General features: G+C 50.1%; 32 protein-coding genes and 3 pseudogenes. 20 read left to right on the top strand and 15 right to left on the bottom strand.

Translation table 11 applies throughout. From position 1 onward, the window contains the following. Nucleotides 1–3 precede the first annotated feature (3 nt). Both KWG61_RS11515 and KWG61_RS11510 read left to right on the top strand, forming a co-directional pair. Nucleotides 4–516, top strand: a complete 513-nt coding sequence (locus tag KWG61_RS11515; protein ID WP_242743846.1) for a Cna B-type domain-containing protein — start codon at nt 4–6, stop codon at nt 514–516. 363 nt (nt 517–879) lie between these two features. Next, nucleotides 880–1,698, top strand: a complete 819-nt coding sequence (locus KWG61_RS11510; protein WP_242743844.1) for a C39 family peptidase — start codon at nt 880–882, stop codon at nt 1,696–1,698. 220 nt (nt 1,699–1,918) lie between these two features. Here the strand turns inward: KWG61_RS11510 and KWG61_RS11505 are convergent, their stop codons facing one another. From KWG61_RS11505 to KWG61_RS11480, 6 genes and pseudogenes are all read right to left on the bottom strand, one after another. Beyond that, nucleotides 1,919–2,551 carry a magnesium transporter gene (locus KWG61_RS11505; RefSeq protein WP_242743843.1) on the bottom strand — a complete coding sequence of 211 codons (633 nt, stop codon included), beginning with the start codon at nt 2,549–2,551 and terminating at the stop codon, nt 1,919–1,921. A 57-nt stretch (nt 2,552–2,608) separates the two neighbouring features. Next, nucleotides 2,609–2,662: pseudogene (locus tag KWG61_RS11500) on the bottom strand (hypothetical protein); the annotation flags it as partial. 83 nt (nt 2,663–2,745) lie between these two features. Beyond that, nucleotides 2,746–2,892 (bottom strand): hypothetical protein, encoded by a 147-nt coding sequence (locus KWG61_RS11495; protein WP_242743841.1) that lies wholly within the window; start codon nt 2,890–2,892, stop codon nt 2,746–2,748. Then, a complete protein-coding gene (locus tag KWG61_RS11490; RefSeq protein WP_242743839.1) occupies nt 2,889–3,353 on the bottom strand; it encodes a hypothetical protein in 465 nt (154 codons plus the stop codon). Before KWG61_RS11490 ends, KWG61_RS11495 begins: the two co-directional genes overlap by 4 nt. Nucleotides 3,354–3,368: 15 nt before the next feature. Continuing rightward, entirely contained in the window at nt 3,369–3,848 is a 480-nt protein-coding gene (locus tag KWG61_RS11485) for a magnesium transporter (RefSeq protein WP_242743837.1), read from the bottom strand. A 5-nt stretch (nt 3,849–3,853) separates the two neighbouring features. After that, the gene (locus KWG61_RS11480; RefSeq protein ID WP_242743836.1) at nt 3,854–4,792 is read right to left on the bottom strand and encodes a CBS domain-containing protein; all 939 of its coding nucleotides are present in this window, start codon (nt 4,790–4,792) and stop codon (nt 3,854–3,856) included. Nucleotides 4,793–5,413: 621 nt separating this feature from the next. Between KWG61_RS11480 and rlmD the strand changes: the two genes are divergently transcribed. From rlmD to KWG61_RS11455, 5 genes are all read left to right on the top strand, one after another. Next, entirely contained in the window at nt 5,414–6,928 is a 1,515-nt protein-coding gene (gene rlmD, locus KWG61_RS11475; protein WP_367614205.1) for a 23S rRNA (uracil(1939)-C(5))-methyltransferase RlmD, read from the top strand. Between the two features lie 268 nt (nt 6,929–7,196). Beyond that, on the top strand, nt 7,197–7,478 hold the full coding sequence (locus KWG61_RS11470) for an HAD hydrolase family protein (RefSeq protein WP_242743835.1): 282 nt from the start codon (nt 7,197–7,199) through the stop codon (nt 7,476–7,478). 175 nt (nt 7,479–7,653) lie between these two features. Further along, nucleotides 7,654–7,977: an HAD hydrolase family protein gene (locus tag KWG61_RS11465; protein ID WP_242743834.1), complete on the top strand. Its 324-nt coding sequence runs from the start codon at nt 7,654–7,656 to the stop codon at nt 7,975–7,977. Nucleotides 7,978–8,002: 25 nt separating this feature from the next. Continuing rightward, nucleotides 8,003–8,293: a hypothetical protein gene (locus KWG61_RS11460; RefSeq protein WP_242743833.1), complete on the top strand. Its 291-nt coding sequence runs from the start codon at nt 8,003–8,005 to the stop codon at nt 8,291–8,293. Nucleotides 8,294–8,304: 11 nt separating this feature from the next. Then, complete coding sequence (locus tag KWG61_RS11455) at nt 8,305–8,739, top strand: hypothetical protein (RefSeq protein WP_242743832.1); 435 nt, start codon at nt 8,305–8,307, stop codon at nt 8,737–8,739. A 466-nt stretch (nt 8,740–9,205) separates the two neighbouring features. Here the strand turns inward: KWG61_RS11455 and KWG61_RS11445 are convergent. The 5 genes and pseudogenes from KWG61_RS11445 to uxuA all read right to left on the bottom strand — a co-directional run bounded on the left by KWG61_RS11445 (nt 9,206) and on the right by uxuA (nt 13,507). Continuing rightward, nucleotides 9,206–10,242 (bottom strand): annotated as a pseudogene (locus tag KWG61_RS11445) (PfkB family carbohydrate kinase). A 144-nt stretch (nt 10,243–10,386) separates the two neighbouring features. Continuing rightward, the gene (locus tag KWG61_RS11440; protein WP_242743828.1) at nt 10,387–11,220 is read right to left on the bottom strand and encodes a hypothetical protein; all 834 of its coding nucleotides are present in this window, start codon (nt 11,218–11,220) and stop codon (nt 10,387–10,389) included. Between the two features lie 40 nt (nt 11,221–11,260). After that, complete coding sequence (locus tag KWG61_RS11435; protein ID WP_242743827.1) at nt 11,261–11,404, bottom strand: hypothetical protein; 144 nt, start codon at nt 11,402–11,404, stop codon at nt 11,261–11,263. Beyond that, complete coding sequence (locus KWG61_RS11430; RefSeq protein ID WP_242743825.1) at nt 11,371–11,997, bottom strand: hypothetical protein; 627 nt, start codon at nt 11,995–11,997, stop codon at nt 11,371–11,373. The genes KWG61_RS11435 and KWG61_RS11430 overlap by 34 nt, the downstream gene beginning before the upstream one ends. 393 nt (nt 11,998–12,390) lie before the next feature. Then, nucleotides 12,391–13,507, bottom strand: a pseudogene (gene uxuA / locus KWG61_RS16710) (mannonate dehydratase). A 312-nt stretch (nt 13,508–13,819) separates the two neighbouring features. Here uxuA and KWG61_RS11420 point away from each other — a divergent pair. Together KWG61_RS11420 and KWG61_RS11415 are read left to right on the top strand one after the other, a co-directional pair. Beyond that, nucleotides 13,820–14,143, top strand: coding sequence for a cupin domain-containing protein (locus tag KWG61_RS11420; protein WP_242743823.1), 324 nt, complete (start codon nt 13,820–13,822; stop codon nt 14,141–14,143). After that, nucleotides 14,140–14,709 carry a helix-turn-helix domain-containing protein gene (locus KWG61_RS11415; RefSeq protein ID WP_242743821.1) on the top strand — a complete coding sequence of 190 codons (570 nt, stop codon included), beginning with the start codon at nt 14,140–14,142 and terminating at the stop codon, nt 14,707–14,709. Before KWG61_RS11420 ends, KWG61_RS11415 begins: the two co-directional genes overlap by 4 nt. 481 nt (nt 14,710–15,190) lie before the next feature. Here KWG61_RS11415 and KWG61_RS11410 read toward each other — a convergent pair whose 3' ends face one another. Continuing rightward, a complete protein-coding gene (locus KWG61_RS11410) occupies nt 15,191–16,177 on the bottom strand; it encodes an alpha/beta hydrolase (protein ID WP_230267102.1) in 987 nt (328 codons plus the stop codon). Between the two features lie 77 nt (nt 16,178–16,254). Between KWG61_RS11410 and KWG61_RS11405 the strand changes: the two genes are divergently transcribed. Both KWG61_RS11405 and KWG61_RS11400 read left to right on the top strand, forming a co-directional pair. Further along, on the top strand, nt 16,255–16,359 hold the full coding sequence (locus KWG61_RS11405; protein ID WP_230267101.1) for a MerR family DNA-binding transcriptional regulator: 105 nt from the start codon (nt 16,255–16,257) through the stop codon (nt 16,357–16,359). 12 nt (nt 16,360–16,371) lie between these two features. Continuing rightward, nucleotides 16,372–16,791 (top strand): MerR family DNA-binding protein, encoded by a 420-nt coding sequence (locus tag KWG61_RS11400; protein ID WP_367614376.1) that lies wholly within the window; start codon nt 16,372–16,374, stop codon nt 16,789–16,791. A 195-nt stretch (nt 16,792–16,986) separates the two neighbouring features. Here KWG61_RS11400 and uxaC read toward each other — a convergent pair whose 3' ends face one another. After that, entirely contained in the window at nt 16,987–18,390 is a 1,404-nt protein-coding gene (gene uxaC / locus KWG61_RS11395) for a glucuronate isomerase (protein WP_242743819.1), read from the bottom strand. Nucleotides 18,391–19,078: 688 nt separating this feature from the next. Here uxaC and KWG61_RS16390 point away from each other — a divergent pair. The 7 genes from KWG61_RS16390 to KWG61_RS11365 all read left to right on the top strand — a co-directional run bounded on the left by KWG61_RS16390 (nt 19,079) and on the right by KWG61_RS11365 (nt 23,848). Further along, nucleotides 19,079–19,204 (top strand): hypothetical protein, encoded by a 126-nt coding sequence (locus KWG61_RS16390; protein WP_256460677.1) that lies wholly within the window; start codon nt 19,079–19,081, stop codon nt 19,202–19,204. Next, the gene (gene eda / locus KWG61_RS11390; protein WP_367614375.1) at nt 19,171–19,716 is read left to right on the top strand and encodes a bifunctional 4-hydroxy-2-oxoglutarate aldolase/2-dehydro-3-deoxy-phosphogluconate aldolase; all 546 of its coding nucleotides are present in this window, start codon (nt 19,171–19,173) and stop codon (nt 19,714–19,716) included. Before KWG61_RS16390 ends, eda begins: the two co-directional genes overlap by 34 nt. 243 nt (nt 19,717–19,959) lie before the next feature. Further along, nucleotides 19,960–20,190 (top strand): hypothetical protein, encoded by a 231-nt coding sequence (locus KWG61_RS11385; protein ID WP_230267098.1) that lies wholly within the window; start codon nt 19,960–19,962, stop codon nt 20,188–20,190. Nucleotides 20,191–20,193: 3 nt separating this feature from the next. Further along, nucleotides 20,194–21,951 carry a Na/Pi cotransporter family protein gene (locus tag KWG61_RS11380; RefSeq protein WP_242743818.1) on the top strand — a complete coding sequence of 586 codons (1,758 nt, stop codon included), beginning with the start codon at nt 20,194–20,196 and terminating at the stop codon, nt 21,949–21,951. A gap of 310 nt (nt 21,952–22,261) precedes the next feature. Next, nucleotides 22,262–22,678, top strand: a complete 417-nt coding sequence (locus tag KWG61_RS11375; protein WP_242743816.1) for a response regulator transcription factor — start codon at nt 22,262–22,264, stop codon at nt 22,676–22,678. Next, entirely contained in the window at nt 22,644–23,000 is a 357-nt protein-coding gene (locus tag KWG61_RS11370; RefSeq protein WP_242743815.1) for a winged helix-turn-helix domain-containing protein, read from the top strand. Before KWG61_RS11375 ends, KWG61_RS11370 begins: the two co-directional genes overlap by 35 nt. Next, on the top strand, nt 22,997–23,848 hold the full coding sequence (locus KWG61_RS11365) for a hypothetical protein (RefSeq protein ID WP_242743814.1): 852 nt from the start codon (nt 22,997–22,999) through the stop codon (nt 23,846–23,848). The genes KWG61_RS11370 and KWG61_RS11365 overlap by 4 nt, the downstream gene beginning before the upstream one ends. 4 nt (nt 23,849–23,852) lie before the next feature. On the opposite strand, the gene KWG61_RS11360 is transcribed toward KWG61_RS11365, so the two are convergent. Further along, nucleotides 23,853–24,020, bottom strand: a complete 168-nt coding sequence (locus KWG61_RS11360) for a hypothetical protein (RefSeq protein ID WP_242743812.1) — start codon at nt 24,018–24,020, stop codon at nt 23,853–23,855. Between the two features lie 53 nt (nt 24,021–24,073). On the opposite strand from KWG61_RS11360, the gene KWG61_RS11355 reads away from it, so the two are divergent. Continuing rightward, nucleotides 24,074–24,700, top strand: a complete 627-nt coding sequence (locus KWG61_RS11355; protein ID WP_242743810.1) for a cell wall metabolism sensor histidine kinase WalK — start codon at nt 24,074–24,076, stop codon at nt 24,698–24,700. Then, nucleotides 24,688–24,816 (top strand): hypothetical protein, encoded by a 129-nt coding sequence (locus tag KWG61_RS17675; RefSeq protein ID WP_367614374.1) that lies wholly within the window; start codon nt 24,688–24,690, stop codon nt 24,814–24,816. The genes KWG61_RS11355 and KWG61_RS17675 overlap by 13 nt, the downstream gene beginning before the upstream one ends. 146 nt (nt 24,817–24,962) lie before the next feature. On the opposite strand, the gene KWG61_RS11350 is transcribed toward KWG61_RS17675, so the two are convergent. Next, nucleotides 24,963–25,421, bottom strand: a complete 459-nt coding sequence (locus tag KWG61_RS11350) for a hypothetical protein (RefSeq protein ID WP_242743809.1) — start codon at nt 25,419–25,421, stop codon at nt 24,963–24,965. Between the last annotated feature and the right edge of the window lie 194 nt (nt 25,422–25,615).

The raw sequence follows: 25,615 nt of genomic DNA, 5'->3' as shown, positions 1-25,615 counted from the left end.
ACAATGGAAGGGAACGAAACAGCAGAAGTCAACATCGAACTTTTGAGGGATGGCGTGCTTCAGTTCAATACGCTGACTCTGAACGATAAGAACGGCTGGAAAGGCACGTTCGAAAATCTGGATGCGGTCTATGAAAACGGCAACGCGTACGTCTATACCGTTCAGGAAGCCGGAGAAGAACCGAAAGAAAAAGCGGATCATCCGCAGGTTCTGCTCGAAGGCGTCCTGTATGAAGTCGAAATCGCCGGCGATGCCCAGAACGGTTTCGTCGTTACGAATGCCGAAACGCTGCACACACCGAATAACGACATCGAGGACAGTGAGGACAGTAGCCACTCCTCTTCTCAGAGCTCCGAGGATTCCAAAAGGACACGTCCGACAGCAAGTCCCCTACAGAAGATAAGTCCAGCACATCGTCTTCTTCTTCCAAATCGACTTCGCAAAGCAGCGATTCCAGCCAGCGTGATCCAAAATCGAGTGCGAACGCTTCGAAAAACAGCGTTCACACCGGTGTAGGAAACGACGTATTCGACTATGCGGCCGCCTTTGGCGTCAGCGCAGCCGTCCTGGCCTTTGCGGTTGTCGCGATGAAGAAACACTAAATCAAAATACAGTTTTTGATGAAAACAGAGAAATGCTCTTCTGGAAAGAACCTCCCGCATTGGAGCATGAATCTCTGCTGAATCAAAAACCAGACCGAAAGCCCCAGTGCAGCCGCGCTTTCGGTCTTTTATAATGCTGGAGATCACAGAAAATGACTATGGTCGGAAAATCGTACGAATAGACAAAAAGATTTAACTTCCATACATAAAATCGAAATGACTGTTTCAGTTTATAGACGCACCCCGGTATACTGTTTTCAGGAAAACAGGAACCGCTATGAAGAAGAACAGAAAGAAAATCATTTTATTTCTGCTGAGTGCCGTGATGATGACCGGCTGCACGTCGCCTTCTGCCAGAACGGACGATTCAAAATCGTCAGACCAGAAGAAAACCGAAGAACAGATCGACAAAACGACATCGAGAGACGCATCCAGTACGGAATCTAAGACGGCTTCAAACACGGAATCCAAAAATGCGTCCGACAGGGAATCGAATTCGAAAACGGAAAGTATCGGATCGGATGAAAACGAGCCAAGCGATATGGAAAGCCCGATCGTTACTCCTGACGTTAGAGAACAGCCTGCCTCCGCCGATTCGATCCGGCTGGCCGTCCCGCAGTTCGTTCAGGAAACGAATTATTACTGTGCGGTTGCCTGCCTCCAAATGGTCCTGGCGTATCACGGTATCAATGTCAGCCAGAGTACGCTGGCAGCCGGTCTGAATACGAGTCCGGTTTCCGGTACCGAATATGCGGATCTGGCAAGAGAAGCATCCAAATACATTTTTGGAAAAGCACCGGAAAATGACACGGAGCCCGGCTATCGTGCGCTCCTCTGGACGCGCAATGCGGGCACAGACCAGATGAAAGAGCAGTTCTTCGCTCGAGCTGTGGCAGATCTGCGCTCCGGCGATCCAGTCTTTGTTTCCATCAACCCGCATCTGGCGTATGGAGAAAGCGTCGAAACCGTCCATGAACTCGTTTTATACGGTGCAGACTTTGATGAACAGGGAAACGCGACGCATTACTACTGCATTGATCCGTATGGAAAATATCAGGACAGCGCGTTTGGCGGCAAAAGTATTTACAGCCGATGAGCTGTGGAATGCCATGAACAATAACCCGGAACCAGGCTACGTCTGGTAAAACCGGGATGACCCACTTTCTCAATTTTCATAAAAACGATAAAAACCCGATCAGAAGCAGCGGATCCTCGTGGAAGGAGGCGTCGCTTCTGACCGGGTTTGTTTTATCTGAAAATAAATCGTGTGAGGACTGGATAGATCCTGTATCCCAGGCATACCTGCATGTATTGAATTACATGTGCAGGAGATTGATCAGGAAAATCCAGGCCAGACCATAGTAGGTGACTACGCCGACCATATCGTTGACGGTTGTGATCAGCGGTCCGCTGGCTACGGCCGGGTCAATGCCGATTTTCTTGAAGAAGATCGGGATCGTCGTACCGGTCAGCGAAGAGATGATCATCGCCAGCCAGAGGGAGAGGCCGATGCAAAGAGAAATCGCGTAGGCAGGGCCCCAGGCATAGCTCTTCGCAAAGTGAACGTACAGACCGAGCAGAAGGAAGGCGCACGTACCGATAATCAGACCGTTCATGGCGCCGACCCGGACTTCTTTCCAGATCAGGTAAAGCTTCTGCTTGCGCTCGAGCGTATCGTCCATCAGGACGCGGATGGTAACGGCCAGCGACTGGGTACCGACGTTACCGGCCATGCCGAGAATCAGAGACTGGAACGCCATGACGATTGTCAGCTGGGCGACGACGGTTTCAAACATCGAAACAACCGTCGAAACGCAAAGGCCTAAAAACAGCAGGATGAGCAGCCAGGGAAGACGCTTTTTCAGCGACTGGAACAGAGATTCTTCCAGGTCTTCTTCAGCGGCCAGACCGGCGAGTTTGGCGTAGTCTTCGCCCATTTCCTCATCCATGACTTCGAGCAGGTCCTGCGAGGTGATGACACCAAGAAGCAGGTTGTCGTTGTTTAGGACTGGAATGGAGTCTTCGTTATAGTCTTTCAGTTCTTCGACGACCCGGTCGATCGGTTCGCCGGCGTAAACGTACGGATAGCTGGTCGCAATGATTTCATCGAGCGGGAGATCCGCACGGGAAATGATCAGATCCTTCAGGAAATGGCACCGTAGTACATGCCGTTTTCATCGCGAACGTAAATCGTTGTGATGTTGTCGTTTTCCTTTGCCTGATTGATGACTTCGCGCGTGGCCTGCTTTACGGTCAGGGCCTTGTCGACCTCGATGTAGTTGGTCGTCATGCGCGAACCGATTTCGTCTTCATCGTAGGAGAATATGACCGAAATCTTTTGCGGACTTCCGGTTCGAGCAGTTCGAGAATGATTTCGCGTTTTTCCTTATCGATTTCCTTAAGCAGATCCGCCGCTTTGTCCGTCTCCATTTCGTTGATGATGGCGATCGTCTTGCGGATGTTCATTTCGCTCAGGAACTTAGCGGAATCGTCTTCATCCATGTATTCGAGAATTTCGGTCAGACGTTCCGTTCCGAGCATGCGATAGAGCTTTTCGCGTTCAAACTGAGTCAGTTCGGAGAAGGCTTCGGCGATATCGTTGGCGTGGTAATCGTCGAGCTTGTCGCGAAGCAGCTTGGGCGAGTTGACGGTCCGGATAATTTCCAGAATTTTCTGCTCGTAGCGCGGGCGGGAATGAACGACTTCTTCGGCGGATGTTTCCTGTACGGATGCGGCTTTGTTTTCTTCCATACTTCTCGCCCTCCTTTAAATGTGCAGCATCTGAATCAGGAAGATCCAGACCATGGAATAGTACGTGGTGGCGCCGATCAGGTCGTTTAATGTCGTAATTAACGGACCGGACGCGGCAGCCGGGTCAATGCCGAAATGCTGGAAAAGAATCGGGACGGCCGTACCCGTAAACGAGGAAATGACCATACTGACGATCATCGCAACCGCAATGCAGCCGGAAATCGCATACGATTCCATCCAGCCGTACCCGGCGGACAGGTGAATGAAAATGCCAAGAACCAGTGCAGAGCCGGCGCCGATGATGACGCCGTTCACAAAACCGGTACGCATTTCTTTCCAGACCAGAAAGAGCTTCTGCTTTCTTTTCAGATCCGGATCGGCCAGAACGCGAATGGAGACGGCCAGCGACTGGGTACCGACGTTTCCGGCCATGTCAAGAATCAGCGACTGGAAGACGACCGCAATCGTCAATGCCGCAACAACGGATTCGAACATGGAAATCACAGCGGAAACGCCAAGGGAAAGTGCCAGCAGCAGAAGCAGCCAGGGGTACGCTTTTTCAGAGATTCAAACAGAGTTTCTTCAAGATCTTCTTCAGCAGAAAGACCGGCCAGCTTGGCGTAGTCTTCGGAGTTTTCCTTTTCGGCCAGCTCAAGAAGATCCTGACGGGTAATGATGCCTTCGATCTGGTTGTCGTTGTTGAGAATCGGGATCGAGTCTTCTTCGTAGTCTTTCAGATCGTCCATGATCGAGTCGATCGTTTCCGACGCGTAGACAATCGGGAAGTTGACTTCGATGATGTCCTCAAGCGGTGTGTCCGCACCGGCCGCAAACAGATCCTGAATGTGGATGGCGCCGTAGTAGACATTGTTTTCGTCCACGACGTAAAGAATCGAAAGGTTATCGGTATTGCTGATGCGGGCCTGATCGCGCAGGGAGCGCATCGCGGCTTTTACATCGGAATTTTTACGGATCTTAATGAAATCCGTACTCATTTTCGAACCGATCTCATCTTCGCCATAGGCGGCGATACGGGCCAGCTTGCTGCGCAGTTCTGGATTGAGCAGTTCAAAAATGACATCCCGGCGAGTGCGGTTCATATTGCGCAGGACTACGCCAGCATCCTGGGGTTCCATTTTGGAAAGGATGGCGATCGCCTTACGGATGTTGATTGCCGAAAGATAGTCGGCCTGTTCGTCTTCTTCCAGATACGGAATGACTTCAGCCAGACGCTCGACATCGAGAAGACGGAAGAGCTTTTCCTTGCGCGTATCGTCGAGATGACTGAAGGCATCGGCGATGTCGCTGGCATGGAATTCTTCCAGCTTGTAGTGCAGCGCTTTGGGAGAGAGATTCTGGTCCATCAGCTGCACGATTTCAACGTCGTAATCGGGACGCACGGCAGGCTCTGTCGTCGTCACGCGTTCGTTTTCGCTCATAAAAACCTCCTTGGGGCAGAAGGTCCATGGGGAATACAAAATGGTCAGTCGGTTTAGAATCCATCTGGAAAGAAAAGCAGACACGGCGAAATACCGCAAAGGAATTTTGCCTGGAAACGAAGTATTTCCGTGGCTGCAAAGATTAAAAATTCTCATTTTCCTCTGGAAAAACGTTTTGCGAAAAGCTGGAAAAAGACCAGACGGCTCAAAAATTATAACGGCAGCCGGACCGTAAAATGCGCGATTTTTCAGAGAAAAAGGAAGGATCGGATTTATCGATCGTTGAACAGATGGAAAAAGACCTGAGGTTCTGCCCCTGAATTTGTCGTGACAGGAACAGGGGCCGGATCATCATTTGTCATGGGGCATCACCTCCTTTACGCTCTTTTCATTATAGGTCACAAAATGGGCAATTACGGGTAAATTGCCGGGCGGAAATTGTTCTTTTCTTGCCAAACGTGCGATCAAAAGAGAGCTCATTCAGTACGAGATCTAAATCGCTTTCTGTGCACAGTTTTGACTCGAAAACCGGGCAGAACGCGGACGAATGCCTGCCATTGAAAGTCGGATCACCGTTTCATCCTCGTCTTCCGACCGGGTTACGGCAGAGAAAAGGGCTAAATGAATTCGATTTTCTGCATCTATGTCAAAATAAAATCGTCTGAACCCCAGAAACGGGGAAATCCCCCAAACTGCATGGCGAAAACGGAAGGAATCTTGCCTAGTATTCCTCCATCCATTTTTCGGACCATCCAGTTTTTCTATGCTTCAGGACAGAAACGATTCAAATCTGGAAAGGATGAATATCCAATGTTTAAATGTCCCGTTTCCAAACAGTGCGGCGGCTGCGAACTGCTGCACGTTCAATATGAAAAGCAGGCTAAGCTCAAGCAGGAGCAGGTACAGGATCTGCTTGATCAGGCACGGCTGAAAATGACGGCCATGCCGCCGATCATGGCCGAAACTTCGATGTACTACCGAAACAAAGTCATTTACGGCTTTGCCAAGGATAAAAATAAGAAAGTGTATTCCGGCCTGTATGCGCCAAAATCCCATCGCGTCATCCGCACTTCCGGATGTGCGATGCAGCCAAAGCTGGTAAACGACATTCTCGATGAAATTACCAAGCTGGTCGATTCGATGAAAATCGAACTGTATTCGCCAAAAACCGGAACCGGTCTGCTCCGGCATGTGCTGATTCGCTACGCACAGGAAACCGATCAGGTCATGGTCGTTTTCGTTACGTCGCGCAAGGAATTCCCGTCGCGCAAAAATATGGTCCGGGCCCTTCGTGAAAAATTCCCGCAGATCAAAACGATTTTGCAAAACGTCAATCCGCGCGATACGTCCATCGTCCTGCAAAACGAAACCCTGATTCTTTACGGAACTGGAACGATTACCGATATTCTCTGTGGTCTGCAAATTACGTTTGGACCGTCTTCGTTTTATCAGATCAACCATGACCAGTGTCAGGAACTGTACACCAAGGCCCGCAGCATGCTGCAGCTGAAGAAAACGGATACCGTTCTCGATACGTACTGCGGCGTCGGAACGATCGGTCTGGTCATGGCGGAAGACGCAAAGGAAGTTACTGGCGTTGAACTCAATAAGGACGCGGTCGAAAACGCGCGTCTGAACGCCCATTCCAACGAAATCGAAAACATTCGCTTCCTGGCCATGGATTCCACCCGCTACATGCAGGAAGCTGTCCGCAATCATACCCATTACGATGTGATCATTCTTGACCCGCCTCGTGCCGGTACGACCAGAGACTTTATCCAGGCGGCATCCCGTCTGAATCCGGAAAAGATTCTCTACATTTCCTGCGATCCAAAAACGCTCGTCCGGGATCTGGTCTTCTTCAGACAGAACGGCTACACATCCAAAACGGTTGAGCTGGTGGACATGTTCCCAAATACCAGTCACATTGAATCGCTCGTACTGCTTCAGAAAGATCCAAAAGCTGCAAAGAAGCCGGAAAAAGCCGGAAACGCTAACGGAGGAAGAGCCCAAAGAAAGCCGGGTCCATCCTGCGGCAATACAAAACCGGAATCCCGTCCGGCAAGAGAGCTCAATCCGTACGAAAAGGCACTGGCCGAATATAAAGCGTCTTTACGCAATAAGCGAAAGAAATAAGAAAGAAATAAAAGGAAAGAAATAAAAGAAGGAACAGAAAAGGAACTGCAAAACGGAATACAGAAAAAGCCGAGCCGTTTTGCCGTTCTGCTTTGAACTGGAAGACAATTCCAGGTTTTCTTTTCGTCTTTATGGCGGCAGAATTTTTCACCTGCTTTTTAGGAAAGGACAAACGTTCGTTCCAATACAATCAGCACGTTTTCTCGGACAGATCCTGCCTCAGATATTCTGGAAAACCGTGCAGGAAAATCCGAAAGATAAAGGAGTTATGTATGATAAAAGCCGCTTTTTTGATATTGATGGAACACTGCTTTCGCACGAGCTTCATGATGTACCGCAGTCTGCCAGGGACACGGTAGAAAAAATGAAGGAAAAGGGCATTCACTGCGTCATTGCTTCGGGCCGTTCGATGGTCGAATACGAAGCACTGAAAATCGGAAATATGAAATTTGATGCCTACATCCTGCTGAATGGGCAGCTGATTCTCGATGCCGGCAAGCAGGTTCTTTTGAACATCCCATTACAGGCGAAAGCAGGGAGAAGATTCTGAAGCTTTTTAACGCGAAGGAAATTCCGATGGTTCTCGTGGAAAAGAGAGGATTTACATCAGTTTCGTCAACGATCACGTCCGCTTTGCGCAAAAGGCGATTTCCACGCCGGTTCCGGAAGTCCTCGAATACACAGGCAATCCGATTTATCTCGCAATCGCGTTTATTCCAAAGGAAATGGAAAACGAAATGCGCGCTAAACTGCCGGACTGCATGCTGACGCGCTGGAATGACTACGCGATGGATATCGTTTCGAAAGAAGGCGGAAAGAAAGCCGGCATTCTTGAGTATCTGCGCCAAATGCACATTGATCCGTCCGAGACGATCGCGTTTGGGGACGGTGAAAACGATTTTGAAATGGTTGAAAGCGCGGGAATCGGTGTGGCCATGGGCGATGCGGAACCCCATATTCGAGAAATCGCCGACTATGTTACCGCAGCGGTCGAAGACGACGGCATTGAAAAAGCCGCTCTGCATTTTGGACTGATCGATCCAGAATAAAACAAAACAGCGGGTGGAGATTTTTATGATTTATGTCACGGGCGATACGCATGGGCGAAAGAACAAATGGACAGAACAGATTGAACCGGTTCTACACGATGGCGATACTGTGATTGTCTGCGGCGATTTTGGCGTCGGCTTCTGGGCTGAAGACAGAGAAGGGAAGAAGCCTTTTACGATCATCTGGCCAGTCAGAACTATACAGTTCTTTTTCTCGATGGAAATCATGAAAACTTTGATCAGCTCAATGACTATCCGACGCAAGTGCGGTATGACGGAAACGTTCACGTCCTCCGAGACAACGTTCTTCATTTGATGCGCAGCGAAATGTATGAGATCGAAGGGGTGAGGATTTTTGTCTTTGGCGGCGGTCATTCCATGGATCAGGCGTTTCGAAAGGAAGGCGTTTCCTGGTGGCCGCAGGAAATGCCCAGTCTGACGGAATACGAATACGCAAGACAAAATCTGAAAAAGGCCGAAAATTGCGTCGATTATATCCTGACGCATACCGCACCGTCTCAATCCGTTTATTACCTGTCTACCATCCGCTCGCTTGGCATCAAAAGCGTCAATCCAAACGAGATGGAACTGACGACTTTTCTCGATGAAATTCAGCGCAGCGTCTCCTATATGCACTGGTATTTTGGCCGTCTGCACGTCGATTTCGATTTATGGAGGGAGCAGACGGCTTTGTTCAACACGGTGCGCGAAATGAAAAGCGGCTGGATCGTTCGTAAATGGTCCGCCTATGAAGAGCAGTAGCACCCGAATATCGCTGCTGCAGACCTACAGCTCATTCGATCAGAATCCCGAATCCATATTTGAATCCTTAAAAGAACAGACAGAAAGGCGCCGGACGGCACGCTTTTTCATTGGAAAGCGAGAAGTCGGACGCCCGTTTTCGTCTTTGAAGGGCAAAGGCAAAAGGACTTCTTTCGCACACTCAAAACGAAAGAAGTCCTGGAGAAAAATTATATAAAAGGGAACAGGCCGTCAGACAAGTCCCTCGTAAAAGGAGATCAAAGAAAGCTTTCAAAATCAATCCAAGAGATTTCGTAAGCTTTCGAATCGGACCAGGATTGGACAGATTGGTCCAGGGCAAGCCGTCGGTTCGGGCAAAACCGGACGGTTTAAATTGAAATCTTGCAGATGATTAAAGGAAAAATGAGAAATTAACAAATGAGAAACAGAAAGGGTGGAAACTTCCATTTACGCTGCGCTCGGGCAATTAGCGCTGTACGCGTCCGGAACCGTCTCCGCCAGCGAGTTTGAGTACTTCATCTTCGCTGACAAGGTTGTAGTCGCCTTCGATGGAGTGCTTCAGGGCAGAAGCAGCTACCGCGAATTCGATTGCCTTCTGATCGTCGAAGTCGCTCATCAGGGCATGGATGAGGCCGCCGCCGAAGGAGTCGCCGCCGCCAACGCGGTCAACGATGTTCAGGTCATACTTCTTGGAGAAAACAGGAGTTTGTGTTTTGCCGTCGAAGAGCATGGCAGACCAGAGGTTGCGGTTGGCGTTGATGGACTCACGCAGGGTGATCGCAACTTTGTCGAAACCGAACTGGTCTTTCATTTTTTCGCTACATCGATGTAGCCTTCGTGGTTCAGAGCACCGCTTGTGATGTCTGTGTTTTCTGCTTCAATGCCGAAAACGTCTTTTGCATCTTCTTCGTTGGCAATGCATACGTTTACGTATTTGCAGATTTCGGACATAACTTCATTGGCTTTGGCTTTTGTCCAGAGCTTGTTGCGGTAGTTCAGGTCGATGGATACAGGAATGCCTTTTTCCTGGCATTTCTTAACAGCTTCCAGGGTGATGGCTGCTGCGTTGTCGCCAAGAGCAGGCGTGATTCCTGTCGTATGGAACCATTTAACGTCCTTGAGAATTTCATCCCAGTTGAAGTCAGCTGGATCAGCAAGCGCCATAGCGGAGTTTGCACGGTCATAGATGACTTTGGAAGGACGCTGAGAAGCACCTTTTTCAAGAAAGTAGATACCTACGCGATCGCCGCCGCGAACGATATCTTCGGTGTTTACACCGTATTTGCGCAGAGAGTTTACTGCAGCCTGTCCGATTTCGTGAACAGGGAGTTTGGTAACGAAGTGCGCATCATGACCGTAGTTGGCCAGGGATACAGCTACATTGGCTTCACCGCCGCCGTAAGTTGCTCCGAAACGGTCAGCCTGCACGAAACGCAGGTAGCCTTCCGGAGCAAGACGAAGCATCAGTTCGCCAAAAGTAACAACTTTATCTTTGTTGGACATGTTTATAAACCTCATTTCAGACCGGATCATTGCCGGGAATCGATTCAGACTGGGCAAGTCTGCTTAGAGTATACACAATAGAAGGTATTCAGACTTGCCCGATGCTGAATCACAACTGGATAGTTCCAGAAAATCCTGACGGACTTACTTGTTTACCGCTTCGTGAACGGTTTTGCGGATTGCGCCTTTGCCGTTGGTCAGAGCGGTTACGTATTCAACGACTTTGTCGCCGAGTACGGTTTCGGTCAGATCCAGACCAAAGATTTTTTCGTTTTTGAGCAGCGGTTCGATAATGGACGCTACATCCTGATCTTCTTCCAGGCTCAGCTGATCGGCGATCGGCTTCACTTCAGAAATCAGTGGATCCGGGGAAAGGTCGAAGACGTTTCCGTTGTCATCGAGACCCATCAGGTAACGAATCCATCCAGCCTGTACGAGCGGAATCAGGTTCAGATCGTTCAGGTCGCGGTTTTCACGCAGGTAGGACTTGATGGTTTCGCCGAAGCGAACAGCCAGTTTCTGCGAAGTATCGGTAGCGATACGCTGCGGAGTATCCGGCATGAACGGGTTCGGGAAACGAACGTTGATTACGGTATCGATGAATTCTTTCGGATCGAGTACGCCTGGGTTTACAACTACAGGCAGACCTTCGGTGTAGCCGATGCCGGAGATCAGTTTGGTCAGATCTTCGTCTTTCATTTCTTCGCTGATCTTGTCATAGCCAAGCAGGCAGCCGTATACAGCCAGAGCGGTATGCAGCGGGTTCAGACAGGTGGTAACCTTCATCTTTTCTACTTTTTCAACCGTGTCGCGGTCGGTGTAGATGATTCCGCCTTCGTCGAGAGCCGGACGGCCGTTCGGGAAGGAGTCTTCGATTACGAGGTATTCGGTTTCTTCCGCGTTCGTGAACGGAGCAACGTAGGTGTTCTTGGATGTGATAACCGGTTCGAGTTCTTCGATGGCATCAGCAGCCAGCATTTTTCTACGCCAGCGTCAGGACGCGGAGTGATTTTGTCGATCATGGTCCAGGGAAGGAAACCATGTTCGGGTTTTCGAGGTAGTCTACAAAGCCCTGTTCGGCTTTGCCGTTTTTAACCCAGGCTTTTGCGTAGGCAAGGATGGCATCTTTCAGACGGTCGCCGTTATGGGAGCAGTTGTCCATGGAAACCATAGCCAGGGGAGTTTGCCGTTCTGGTAGCGAACGTAGAGCAGAGCAGTAACTTTACCGAGGTAGGAAGCGGCTTTTTCCGGGCCATTTTCGAAGTCTGCAGCGATTGCCGGCAGGATTTCGCCTTTCGCATTGGTGAGCGAGTAGCCTTTTTCGGTAATGGTGAAGCTGGCCATCTGCAGGGAAGGCGCTTTGAAGATTTCCTTGAGACGATCGAACTGTTCTTTGTTTGTTTCGTCGAGAACAAGGGATTCAGCAACGGAAGCCACAACGTCCTTGTCGATGGTTCCGTCGGATTTCAGCGTTACGACCAGAGAAAGGCTGTCGTGCGGCCAGTTCATTTTTTCAACGATTTCGTAGTCGAAACCTTCAGCGGCAATAATGCCTTTGTCCATTTTGCCCTGGTTGAGCAGTTCCTGAGTCAGACGGGTGTGGAAAGCCTTGAACAGGTTTCCGGCACCGAAATGGATCCAGGTCGGCTCTTTACGGGTGTTTTCATGAACTTCAGTGATATTGAATTCAGGCAGGTTGTAGCCTTTTTCTTCCCAGGCTTTACGGTCCTGAATTCCTTCAAGATTAAGTTTCATTGGTAATCCTTCTTTCCAAGCCGGCAGACCGTTCCCAGACACAAATCACGATCTGGTCTGGAACGGCTATCGGCAAATGGTAATGCAGGAAGGAAGCGATACGCGATCGCTTCCTTCAAAGAGACAGGTTCAGAAGCTGCCCAAATTGGGGAAGGCCGGTTCTGTTCCTGGTTTAAAACGTGTTCCTCTGATGGCTGCTGCGCATCGATCGAGCGCTCAGACGGTTTGGGCGAGGTGACCATTTCAAAGCTTTTGTTCGGTTTCTATTGTCTGGATCCTTATCTGTACAGTTCGAGTAAGTTTCGACGGGGGCCTGTGCGGATCCAGATCGGGCGGTTCAAATTTCAAGCGGGAACACCATGGGGTGATGTTCACTTTGCGTCCTGCGAAAACTTACTTGGAAAGTTTTGCAAGAGCGTCGGCGTTGGCGCCTTTTACATCCGCATGGTCTCTGGCTTCGGATTTGTCAACCGCTTCCCAGAGGCCGTTGATGTAGGTTGCACCGAGCGCGCGGTCATACAGACCGTAGCCTGGCATGCCGATTTCGCCCCAGATCATGCGGCCGTGGTCCGGACGGATCGGTCCGTCGAAGCCGATGTCGTGGAGGGCTTTTACGATTTCGTACATGTCGAAGTTGCCGTCTGTGGAAAGATGTGCAGCTTCTTCGAAATCATCCTCGGAGTTGAACTTCAGGTTTCTTATGTGCGCGAAGTGGATGCGTCCCGGGAGGGAGCGGATCATATCCGGCAGGTCGTTTTTCAGGGAAGTTCCGTAGGAACCAGCGCAGAAGGTTACACCGTTGTGCGGGTTGTCTACAGCGTTCATAACTTTCAGGATGTTTTCCTTGGAAGTGATGATGCGGGGCAGACCGAAGATTGGCCATGCCGGATCATCTGGATGAATCGCCATGTCGATGTTGTACTGATCGCATACCGGCATGATGCGGTTGAGGAAGTAGATCAGGTTTTCGCGCAGAGTTTCTTCGTCAACGTTTTTGTATTTTTCGAAGAGATCCTTAACGATTGCCATACGTTCTGGTTCCCAGCCTGGCATAACGGTTCCGTTCATGTCGCCGGCTACGGATTCAAACATTTCTTCCGGGTTCAGGTTGTCTACAGCTTCCTGGGTGTAAGCGAGAACCGTTGAACCGTCTGCTCTTTACGAGCGAGTTCTGTACGTGTCCAGTCGAACACAGGCATGAAGTTGTAGCATACGAGGTGGATGCCTTCTTCACCGAGGTTCTTCAGCGTTTCGATGTAGTTGTCGATCAGCTGATCGCGGTTTGGACCAGCGTATTTGATTTCGTCGGCAACGTTTACCGATTCGATACCGGACAGGTTGAGACCGGCATCTTCAACGATTTTTTCAGGTCGCGGATTTCTTCGCGTGTCCAGACTTCGCCAGGTTTCTTGTCGTAGAGCGTAGTGATTACGCCGGTAACGCCCGGGATCTGGCGGATCTGTTCAAGGGTAACCGTGTCATGACCAGGTCCGTACCATCTAAGTGTCATTTCCATGTGTATATCCTCCTGGCAGCCTTAGCGGCTGTCTGTTTTTCTGCTGGCAATGAGAAATACAATTCCATTTTTTTCTAGACCTTTTTAACGGGGAAATCTGAAATTTCTGGAATGGGCTTTCATTGCTGAGATTTATCATCTGTTTAACGATGTTTATTATAGGAATCCGGTTTATTTCAGGGTATTTCTAAATTTGAGTTGTACTTTGCAAAAATTGCGTGAGCACGGAATGATCCCAAAATAAAGTCGGACTTATACTTGGGGTATGAAGAAAAACCTATCTACCCCTTTTCTAAGAGGCAAACGATGCAGAAACCGCGTTATGAGGTTTACTACTACAGCGATAAATCGCTTTCGCATGTGGAAGTGCATAAGCACGACTTTTTCGAACTGACCGTTTTTCTCTCCGGCAAGGTTCGAATGAATATCGCAGGCAAGGAATACATCTGCCGCAACGGCGATACGGCGCTCATTCCGCCTGGACTAGTTCATGAAAACGCCATTGATCCAAGCGTTTCCTATGAGCGCTTTGTCATATGGCTTTCCAAAGACTATGTCGACGAGCTCTGTACCAAGAGCGATGACTTCAAAAACTGTTTGATGCCTGCCGCAGTACGAGAAACTATGTGAAGCATTTCGAGTTCGCGATTTTCTCGACCCTCTGCAGCCTGATCAGCGCCATTCTGGAAGAACAGGTTCGATTCGGGTTTGGATCCCGCGAAATCCAGGACTGCTCGCTTGAGATTCTGCTGCTGTGGTGGAGCCGTTATTTCTTTGACTTCACCGCGCAGGTTCAACCCGATCGGCAGAACGTTCTCGTTTCCGGACTGCTTTCCTATATTGACGATCATCTGGGCGATGACCTTTCGCTCGATGCGCTGGCTTCGCGTTTCTTTGTTTCGAAGTACCATCTGTCCCATCTTTTCCGTTCTTCCATGGGAACGACCATCCATCAGTATGTTCTGAAAAAACGTCTGAAAGCGGCATCGGCAGCCGTTATGGCCGGCGATGATCTGAATAAGGCAGCCGTGGACTGCGGCTTTGAAGAATATTCGAGTTTCTATCGGGCGTTTTACAGAGAATTCGGCATGTCGCCGTCCAAATGGAGAGCAGAACAGATCGATCGCTACAAACGCCTCGATGCCATGAAAACCCAGACTCAGAAACTGGATCAGGAAGCCGAAACAGCCAAATAATACCGGCGTGGGTGCAATATACTGACTTAATCCTTTTCAAGTATAGATCGATTTGAAAATCTGTACTAATGTGATGAATAACTATCCTTACTGCTTTATTTTGCAGGGCAAAGACAGGGATTCATCTTTTTATTGCCCGAAAGAGAACTGCCCAGTCAGCTCACAGTACGGACTACGCAGGACATTCAGTTTTCGGCTGGTTTCCTTTCCGCTTTTTGATTATGTCTTTCCTCTCTTGCAAAGGAAAAGCCGGTCTTCGTGAGCAAAACGGCTTCAGAAGACCGGCTTTGAATTTCTCCATTCCCATTTTGAAAATTCGGCGGAAATACAGGGTGCGGAATACGGAATACGGAATGCGGAATATGGAATATGGAATAGGGAATATAGAAAAGAGAAAGGCGAGATGCGATATTCGGATTATGGAATCGAGATACGGATTAAGAAATATTAAAAGAGCAGGGATAAACGAAGGCGATCCGCTCTAGCGGAAGGCGTTCGTATAAAATTCGTCGATTTTCGCGAACGGAATGATAGCCATCTGATCGTACAGATCGGTATGGGAGGCGCCTGGAATAATCAGAAGCTCCTTGTTCTCCCCTTTGAGATGCGAGTACGCTTCTTTGGAATAGGACAGGGAATGCGCCTTTTCTCCATGGATCAGAAGGACAGGGGCTTCAATTTCATCAATATACGTATTGAGCCGCATATTCAGAAAGGAAGCTGTACCGGTCACGTTCCAGCCGTCGGTACAGTTGCCGGAACGGGGGTGATAGCCTCGCGGCGTCTTGTAGTAGTCGTGATAATCCTTTATAAACTGCGGTGCATCTGTGGGAACGGGATTGACGACACCGCCGCCGCGTTTCTGGTCACGGTTTTTAAAATCGATCGTTCTCTGTCTTGCGATCGCGGCACGTTTCGCGTTGCGTGCTTCTTTGGAATCTTCCGTGTCGAAGTAGCCTTTCGAAATATTTTCGGACATGTTGTACATCGTGCTCGTTACGGCAGCTTTGATATGGGGATCATTGCTGGCGGCATTTAACGCCATACCGCCAAATCCGCAAATGCCAAGAATGCCGATCCTTTCTGGATCGACTTTGTCGGTATTGGACAGGAAGTCAACGGCGGTACTGAAGTCTTCCGTATTGATATCCGGGGAAGCCACACGACGCGGGAAGCCGCCGCTTTCTTTGGTAAAGGACGGATCAAAGGCCAGGGTGCAATAGCCCATTTCGGCAAGTTTCTGCGCGTACAGTCCAGAGGCCTGTTCTTTCACCGCCCCAAATGGGCCGCTGATGGCAATGGCAGGCAGTTTTCTCTCTGCCGTCTTCGGTTCATAGACGTCGGCAGCCAGAAGGATGCCGTAACGGTTTGGAAAGACGACTTTATGATGGTTTACGCGATCGCTTTCTGGGAAGACTTTGTCCCAGTCTTCGGTAAGCGTCAGTTCAGTACTGGATACTGTGTTCATAAGTTCCTCCTTGTATGATGACGAGCAAAGGGTATACCCTGAACCTGACTTCAGCTCAAGGAGGAAGCACTCGAAAAATGAAAAAGACAGAAGCATCGATTGGACAGGTCAGCGCAATGTTTGGGATACCAATTTCCACGCGGCACTATTATGACCGGCAAAACCTGATTCCGAATCTGTAAAAGACCAATGGAATCCGTTCATTTTCAGAAGAGAATATTGAATCGATTCGCGTCATTCAGTGCCTGAAAGCGAGCGGACTGGAAATTCGGGACATTCAGACGTTCATGGAGATGGCTGGACAGGGAAGCAAAACGTTCGCAAAACGCAAAGCGCTTTTTGAAAAGCGAAGAAGCGTACTGGAAGAGAAAATCGCTGAACTTCAGCAGGAAATGAACATGATTCAGTTCAAGTGCTGGTATTACGAGATGGCTCAGGAACTCGGCAGTGAAGAAGCGGTAAAAGCTATGATTCCCGATCAGCTGTCCGAAGAAGTCCGTACGTATTATGAAAACAGTCATGGACAGGAATTCATGAACCTCCCAGGACAGGGCAAACCAGAGGAAACCTCCGTCGTTTCAGTTTTAGACGCGGAAACTGTCGAATACAGTTAAAAGACAGCTTTGAACCAAACCGCAGACTGGAAAAGGCGAAAGGGGAAAAGCAGAAACCGGCAAGTCCAGAACCAATTAGAACAGGAAAATACAGAAAAACGGCCCGCAAAAATGCGAGCCGTTTCGTTTATATGGGGTGAGATTCAGTCCGTCTGCAGTTTGGATGGAGCGAAAACTCCCTTTGATTTCTTCTGATTACTTCTGTTCGAGATCGAAGCCGAAGTAGCGAAGGGTGTTGTTGTAGGAGATGCCTTTGATGATCGGAGCAAGCAGATCATCGTCTGCCGGGAACTCGCCGTTTTCTACCCATCCGCCAACGAGGTTGCAAAGAATGCGGCGGAAGTATTCATGACGCGGGTAGGAAAGGAAGCTGCGGGAGTCGGTGAGCATGCCGATGAAGTTGCCAAGCAGACCAAGGTTGGCCAGGGCAGTCATCTGCTTGATCATGCCGCTCTTGTTGTCGTTGAACCACCATGCAGAACCCTGCTGGATTTTGCCGATGGCATCGCTGTTCTGGAAGCAGCCGATCACGGTGCCGATCATTTCATCATCGGCTGGATTGAGGGAGTAAAGAATGGTCTTGGGCAGGCCGCCGTTGGATTCCACATGGTTGAGGAAACTGGTGAGCTGGCTGGCCGGGGTGTAGTTGGAAATGCAGTCGTAACCGGTGTCGGCGCCAAGCTTTTCAAACATCGGGGTGTTGTTGTTGCGCAGGCAGCCGTAGTGCAGCTGCATCACCCAGCCGCGGTTTTTGTATTCTTTGGCCAGAGCGGCAACCAGAGCGGTCTTGAACTGATCCGCTTCCTGAGTGCTGAGCGCTTCGCCGTTTCGTTTCTTCGCGAAGATCGCTTCCACTTCTTCTTCACTTGCCGGCGCATACATTACGTAGTCCAGACCGTGGTCGGATACGGAGCAGCCGTTGGCAGCGAAGAATTCCAGACGCTTGGAGAGCGCTTCTTTCAGATCGGCATACGTTTTGATTTCCATTTTGGAAACTTCAGCTAGCTGATCGATGTAGCTGTTGAAGTCATCCTTGTTGATGTTGACGGCACGGTCCGGTCTCCAGGCGGGAAGAACCTGCACGTCAAAGCTTTCGTCTTCCTTGATCAGCTTGTGCCATTTGAGATCGTCGATCGGATCGTCGGTCGTGCAAAGCAGGGTAACGTTCGCTTTCTTGATCAGGTTGCGTGCGGACATTTCCGGGCTCTTGAGCTGTTCGTTGCAGAGCTCCCATACCTCTTTCGCGGTCTTTTCGCTCAGTACGCCTGTGCAGCCAAAGAAGCGCTGAAGTTCGAGGTGAGACCAGTGGTAGAGCGGATTGCCGATCGCCTTGTCGAGAGTTTTCGCGTAGGCGAGGAATTTTTCCCAGTCCGATGCGTCGCCGGTGATGAATTTTTCATCGATGCCGTTGGAACGCATCTGGCGCCATTTGTAGTGGTCGCCGCCCAGCCATACCTGAGCGATATTGTCAAACTGACGGTCTTCGTAAATTTCCTGCGGATTGATGTGGCAGTGGTAATCCACAACCGGCATCTGCTCGGCAAAGTCATGGAAAAGATGTCTGGCTTCCGGGGTTTCCAGCAGGAAGTCTTCATCCATAAATTTTTCATAGTGAACTCCTTTAATTCGTAATTCGAAATCGGGTACAGCATTCCTTGCTGCGCTTGAAACGATCCGCACCTTCAGACATAAGATCTCTCGATGCGAGTGTATCGCTTCAAGCGGCAGCGGCGAGGGCATCCTGCAGAAAACGGTTTGGAAAGCCTTTTTGAAATGCGTTTCGGAAAGGCTTTCTTGAAAACGTGTCCACTGGAAACGGAAAAATTCGAAACATCATCCGTTTTGCAAAGCGGCTTCTGACGGATCGACGCGATTTTCGCATGGCCCGTTTTGCCTTCCTTTGTCGCGGCAGCGAGCGGTCTGTACAAATTCGGCAATCGTTGCGTAGGAGGAAAACAATACATACGGGTACGTTTAAGCGCGTTTTTTGCCCTGTCTGCTGGTACTTACAATAAAAGGGCCGTTCAATGCCTGAAAGGGGCACGGATTTCTCTCGCAAGAATTTCAAGGCATCACGCAAAGAATGCGATGAATTTCCAAAGGGAAATGAGTAGAATACAGACATTGCCAATGCCCGTAATACAGCCGGCAATCACATCAGGCAAGTTATGCGCGTTCACGATGTACTATTAGTACAGGCTTTTAGTACAGGCTTTCGAAGCCGGTGCAGGCGTGATTTGCCATGCTGGCTGTCGATGTTGGATAAAGAAAGAATCAGGTGACCCATATGAATGCAACGTTTGAAAAATTTGAACAGATCGGAATTATCCCTGTTGTCGTACTCGAAGATGTAAAAGATGCCGCTCCCTCGGCAAGACTCTGCTGGCCGGCGGCCTGCCTGCTGCCGAAGTAACCTTCCGTACCGCAGCAGCTAAAGATTCCATTGCCGTTATGCGCAAGGAATGTCCGGAACTGCTCGTTGGTGCCGGAACCGTTCTCACAACCGCTATGGTTGACGAAGCTCTCGAAGCTGGTGCTCAGTTCATCGTATCCCCGGCGCTTGATGCAGACGTAGTAAAATACTGCATCGAAAAGAACGTACCGGTTCTCCCAGGAACCTGCACCCCGACCGATATTCAGCAGTGCTACGTACTCGGTCTGCGCGAAGTAAAATTCTTCCCGGCTGAAGCTTCCGGCGGTCTGAAAATGATCAAGAACATCGCTGCTCCGTTCAACATGATGCGTTTCATGCCGTCTGGCGGAATCAACGAAAAGAACATGGAAGACTACCTCAAGGATGACTGCATCTTCTGCGTAGGCGGAAGCTGGATGGTTAAAACGGATCTGATCAAAGAAGGCAAATTCGACGAAATCGAAGCCCTCTGCAAAAAAGCCGCTGACAAATTCCACGAAATCAAGAAGTAAGCCTTAAACCAGACCTGTAAATACAAAACCGAACCATAAGAACACGAAGACCTTTTCTGGATCCATATTTCCGGAAAAGGTCTTTTCTTTATGCCAAAAGGCAGGGAAGACTCAGCTTTCTCTTTGTCCAAAAACCAGCTTCGCAACGCTTACGGGTTTACATAGATTTTACAAAAGCTTTTCCAAACGCAGATAGAGCCGAAAATGGGGATTTTTACTATGGGAGTACAAGGAGGGATCCAGGTGAAAGAAATGATCTTCGTGCTTGTCGTCTTTTCTGTGATCGGCTTTTGTGCTCTGCTCATTGAACTTCTGTATCGCAACGTAAAAAAGCAGGACCGGCTTCAGCGCCTCTGTCGCGAAAACGCGCAGAGCCGGCAAAAGGAAAAACCAGACGGTGCTGTATACAAAGGAGCGCCGCAAAGCAAGCTACCTTGTCATAAGGACGCCCTGCGGGCGGACCGAGGAGTGTAATTCATGAATTTAGAAATGATCAAGACCCTGCTGCTCTTTGCGGGCGGTCTGGGGATGTTCCTGTATGGAATGGAACTGATGGGCGAAGGCCTGCAGAAAGCCGCGGGCGACAAGACCCGGCGCCTGCTCGAATCGCTGACTAAAAATCCACTGATGGGTCTGCTGGCCGGCGCGCTCGTGACCGCCATCATTCAGTCTTCTTCCGCAACGACGGTTATGGTCGTCGGTTTTGTAAACGCATCGCTGATGTCGCTGACCCAGGCGTGCACGGTCATCATGGGCGCTAATATTGGTACGACCATGACCGGATGGATCGTCTCGATGGGCGAGTGGGCTTCCTTTCTCAAACCGGAAATGATTGCCCCGATTCTGCTCATGAGCGGTGTCATTCTTTCTATGACGGTCAAATCGAGCCGTCTTAAGGACGGAAGCAAAATTCTGATCGGCTTTGGCATTTTGTTTCTGGGGCTTTCGTCGATGTCCGGATCGATTACGCCCTATGCCGATTCGCCGGTTTTCACCAAAGTGTTTGAAGTGCTCGGATCGAATCCGCTGCTCGGCGTTCTGGCCGGCGTTGGCGTTACTGCCATCATTCAGTCTTCTTCGGCTTCGATGGGTATTTTGCAGACGATGGCTATGGCCGGCGCGGTCAACTGGGGTTCTGCCGTATTTATCGCGTTAGGTCAGAACATCGGTACCTGCGTGACCGCTCTGCTTTCTTCGCTTTCCGGCGATACGAACGCGAAGCGCGCCGCGATGATTCATCTCGAATTCAACGTGATCGGGGCACTCATTGTCGGCGCTGCCGCGGTGGTATTTTTCATGTTCCAGCCGTCGCTTATGATGGCCGGGGTCAGTTCGTCTTCGCTTGCGCTGTTCCATACCGGCTTTAACGTGGCGGTAACGGCCATTCTGTTTCCGTTTCGAAAGCAGCTTGTGGAACTTTCCAAAATTCTGATCAATCCGGCCAAGCACCAGAAAAAGCATTCCGCCGCTCTGCTCGATCCGCGTCTGCAGTCCATTCCGAATGCGGCGATTCAGGCTCTGTTCGCCCAGCTCGACGTTCTGAAAGGCAAATGCCTCTCGTTAATTGATCTTTCCCGGGAAGTGCTGATCGATTCGAAAGACAACGGCAAGCTCCACGAAAAGGGTGCGAAAATTCTTGCCGACTGCATCAAGGTCAAGGAATACTGCAGCGGCGTCGATTTACAGACACTGAACGAATCCGAGCAGAAACAGCTGCAGCGCATTCTGCTTTCCGCCAGAGACCTGCACCAGATTGCCATGAACTGCATTGCGATCGGTACGATGAAAGAAGATTCTCTGGGCGATCACGCCCTCAGTGAATCGATGAAAGAAGATATCAATACGCTCTCCACACTGTGTAAAGAAGCGCTCTTTCGGCTGCAGATCGGCCAGGAAAGAGTATGCAGACTTCGCCTGAAGCGAAAGAAGCGATTTTGCGCGTTCAGCAGGAAGTGGTTTCCATTCAGTCCAATATCGAAGAACGCCGGCGCGCCCATTTCCAGCGGGCACAGAAAAATAAGGAACATGCCGAAACGAGCTGGCTGTTCTTCGATGCTGCAGAGTGTTACGAACAGATCGCCCTGCGTACCCTGCGTCTGGCCGATGAAGATGCCTGGCAGAATACTCTGCATCGTCAGCCGGAGCTCGGAGCGAGCGCAGATTCTGCTGGACTGGTTTCTTCCGCATCGCCGGCGTCCTGTGCCCTCGTGCGCATCGAACGCTGAAATCATATAAACCGGTTCCACAAAGAATAAAACCGTATATCTGAATCGGATCTGAAAGAATACGCCGTACTGGATCCGTTTCTCTGCACTTTCTCACCTTTGGGAAAGTGCTTTTGCACGTTATGAACCCGCTCAACGGAAAGCCGGACGGCTCTCTGCCCATGGCCGTTTACCATACGCTTTATACTGAGAAATAGATCGGTTCTGGATTCGCGCAAATGCGATTTCTCTCTACCCGTGTTTATACAAAGCAAATCTGTACGCTTTCGATCTGCAAGAATGCAGAACAGCCCGTCCTGTTTCGGGGCAAAGGAGGAAAAATGGAACAAAACCGTATTTGGTGCGTCGAAGACGAAACCAGTATTCGAGATATTCTGATCTACACCCTGAAATCCTGCGGATTTGACGCCGAGGGATTTGAAGACGGCGCAGCGTTCTGGCAGGCGATGAACGAAGCCGAGACAAAACCGGATCTCGTGCTGCTGGACATCATGTTATGGCAGAGCGATGGCCTGACGATTTTGCAGCAGCTGCGCCAAAATCCGGACACCGCACAGATTCCGGTCATTATGACGACCGCCAAAGGGCGGGAAAGCGACAAGGTCAAAGCGTTTGAATATGGAGCGGACGACTATCTGGTCAAGCCCTTTGGAATGATGGAAATGGTTGCCCGGATCAAAGCGGTCCTGCGCCGCTGTCAGAATGCGGGTTCTGCCGAAAGAAAAATTCGATTCTAGCGCTGGGGATATCCGCCTCGATCCTTCGAGTCATAAAGCGTGGCTGGAAAAGAAGGAAGCGGAGGGAAAACCAGGCGAAGACAGGAAAATCGAACTCGAGCTGTCCCGCAAGGAATTTGATCTGCTCGCCCTTTTTCTGGAACATCCGCGAAAAGCGTTCAGCCGCGACGATCTTCTTTATGAAGTATGGAAAACGGATTTTGCGGGCGAAACGCGGACGGTGGACGTTCACATTCGATCCCTTCGCAGCAAGCTGCTCTGGGAAGGCGATCGAATCGAAACGGTACGCGGGATCGGCTATCGCATGAGGGAAGACGCATGACGCGCAAAATCTTTCAGTCGATTTTCGGCGCCTGTCTTCTCGTGCTCTCTCTGGCGGTTCTCATCTCGGTACGGATCATGTATCGCGGCTTTGTAGACGAACAGATCGGCAATCTCGACAGCGAAACCGCCCGGGTCGCTTCGGTACTCAACCGATCGGACGTGCAGGAACAGATCGATCTTCTGGATGAAGATTTTGAGCTGTTCAACCAGGGCGACCTGCGGCTGTGTCTGATCGATCCAGACGGGGAAGTCGTCTACGATTCCTTAAATATCGCCCACGAGAGCAATCATAAGGACCGTGAAGAAATCGCCGAAGCCAGAGAAAGCGGCAAGGGATTTTCGATTCGTCACTCCTCGACATCGAATACGGAAACGTACAACGCAGCCATGCGTCTGGCCAACGGAAGAATTCTCCGGCTGTCCCAGACCCATTCCTCGCTGATCATGCTTTTTGGACAGATGGTCATGCCGGTTCTGATTCTGATTCCACTTCTGCTGCTTCTCAGCTATATTCTGGCTCGCCTTTTATCGCGGCACATCGTGACCCCGATCAATGCCATCGATCCCGCGAAACCGCTGGAAAACATTCCGTATGAACAGCTTCGTCCGCTTCTGGAACGTCTGGATGAAAACAACCGGCAAATTGCCGAGCAGATTGACGCGCTCGAAGAAAGCCAGATGGAATTTGATGCGCTGAGCGATTCGATGGATGAAGGGCTGATCATGGTCTGGAAAACGGGACGGGCAACGCTGATCAATCAGGCAGCCCGTGAGATTTTCGCTCTGCCCATGCAGGAAAAAAACAAAGGCTGGAAACGTAGCGTATGCAGCAGCTCAAAATCTTGATCCTTTAAACGATCAGTACACCCAGGCAGGAGAACAGACCGCCGAAGGGAAAGCCAAACCGAAAGGAAGGCTGAAAACGGAAGACGGTATTGATCTGTACGGTCACAGCCGTCAGCTCCGTCAGCTCATTCAGTGCGCGCTGGCAGGAGAAAGCCTGAAGGAACTTCGGCATAAAAAGGAAAAATCTATTCGCTGGAAGCCCAGCCGATCTGGAAAAATCAGGAAGTGATCGGCGCCATGGTTCTCGCTCTGGATATTACGGACCGCCAGCAGGCAGCGATGCGCCGTCAGGAGTTTACAGCCAACGTCACGCATGAGCTCAAAACGCCGCTGCAGACGATTTCCTCAAGCGCAGAACTTCTGGCCAGCGGCATGGTCCGCAAGGAAGACGAATCCAGATTCCTTGGCTACATTCTTAAGGAATCCCGTCGTATGACGGAAATGGTCAGCGACATCATTACGCTTTCCCGGCTGGAAAACGAAAGAAAAGAAGGCAATCCCAAATCCGATCTGTATGGGGCGGCCAAAGAGATCAGTGAAAATCTGAAAAGCGCAGCGGATCTGAAATCGATGACGATCGAATGCACCGGTGCATCAGTGGATGTCTGCGCCACCCGCACAGATCTGGAACGGATCCTGAAAAATCTGATGGAAAACGCGATCCGCTACGGCTTTGAAAACGGGCATATTCAGGTTTGCGTATCCGTACTGGACGCGAATACCGCCCTGGTCGAAGTGGCCGATGACGGGCCGGGCATTGACGAAAGTCTGCAGGATCGAATTTTTGAACGCTTTTTACCGCCGACCCTTCCCGATCGAAAACGGGAACCGGTCTTGGTCTGGCGATTGTAAAACATACCCTCGAGAAGCTTTCCGGAACGATTCGTCTGGATTCCCAGCCGGGAAAGGGAAGCCGCTTCTTTGTGGAAATTCCGCGCTGGAAGCCGGAAGACGACATTCTGTACTGATTCCGAACAATTGAGACCAGAAGAAAAGTTCTGTCCCTCGCAATCGACGGGCAGAACTTTTTTGCGGCGGTTTTTCGATTTTTGAAGCGGCATTCTGGGCGCAATCCGCCTGGAACAGGGAAGAAACGCTGGCCGGACGGAATCGCTCAGTCCAGTGAATCTCTCTTTCGTGCGATTCGTTTCTGTCTGAATTTCTCTATGCCGTTTTTGTAGACTATGTACATAAAGCCGTCTCCAGACTGCCAGGCGCATACTTTCAGAACGTTCAGACACTGCTCCAGATCGAACAGCAGGTCCTGGGATTCGAGTTCCTTTCGAACATCCAGCAAAATTACCAGAGCGTTCCAGGCGTTCTCTTCCGCATCGGCATATTCCTCCTGTTCAAGAGCAATTCTGGCGAGCAGATTCCATGTCCTGCCGGCCTGAAAATAGTGAAAGGAGGTTTTATTGATGTCATACATCATCGCGAAGAGACTGAGAGCCTGACTGGCGTGTTCATCGGCCTGCTCATACAGATGAAGATCGGTTTCGATGCAGACCTGCCGGTAGGTAATCCGGTCAAACAAAAACAGTCCGCGTAAATCTGTGATCCCAGATTCAGTCATTCCGCCTGATCCAGGGCAATCCGATTGATGCGCAGCGCCTGTTCAAGATCGTTCAAGGACAAACACGCTTTGACAAGACGATCGAGCTGGATGCAGAGCGATCGGGTGCCTTCCACTGTACGGTTTTCTCCATAAAGCGACTGAAGAATCGTGCAGCTCTTCTGGTACAGTTCAATGGCTTCTTCTGTTTTCTG

This window comes from Allobaculum sp. Allo2 (genome assembly GCF_022701175.1).
GTDB classification, from domain to species: Bacteria; Bacillota_I; Bacilli_A; order Erysipelotrichales; family Erysipelotrichaceae; genus Allobaculum; species Allobaculum fili.
This window is presented reverse-complemented; position numbering and strand designations above follow the sequence as displayed.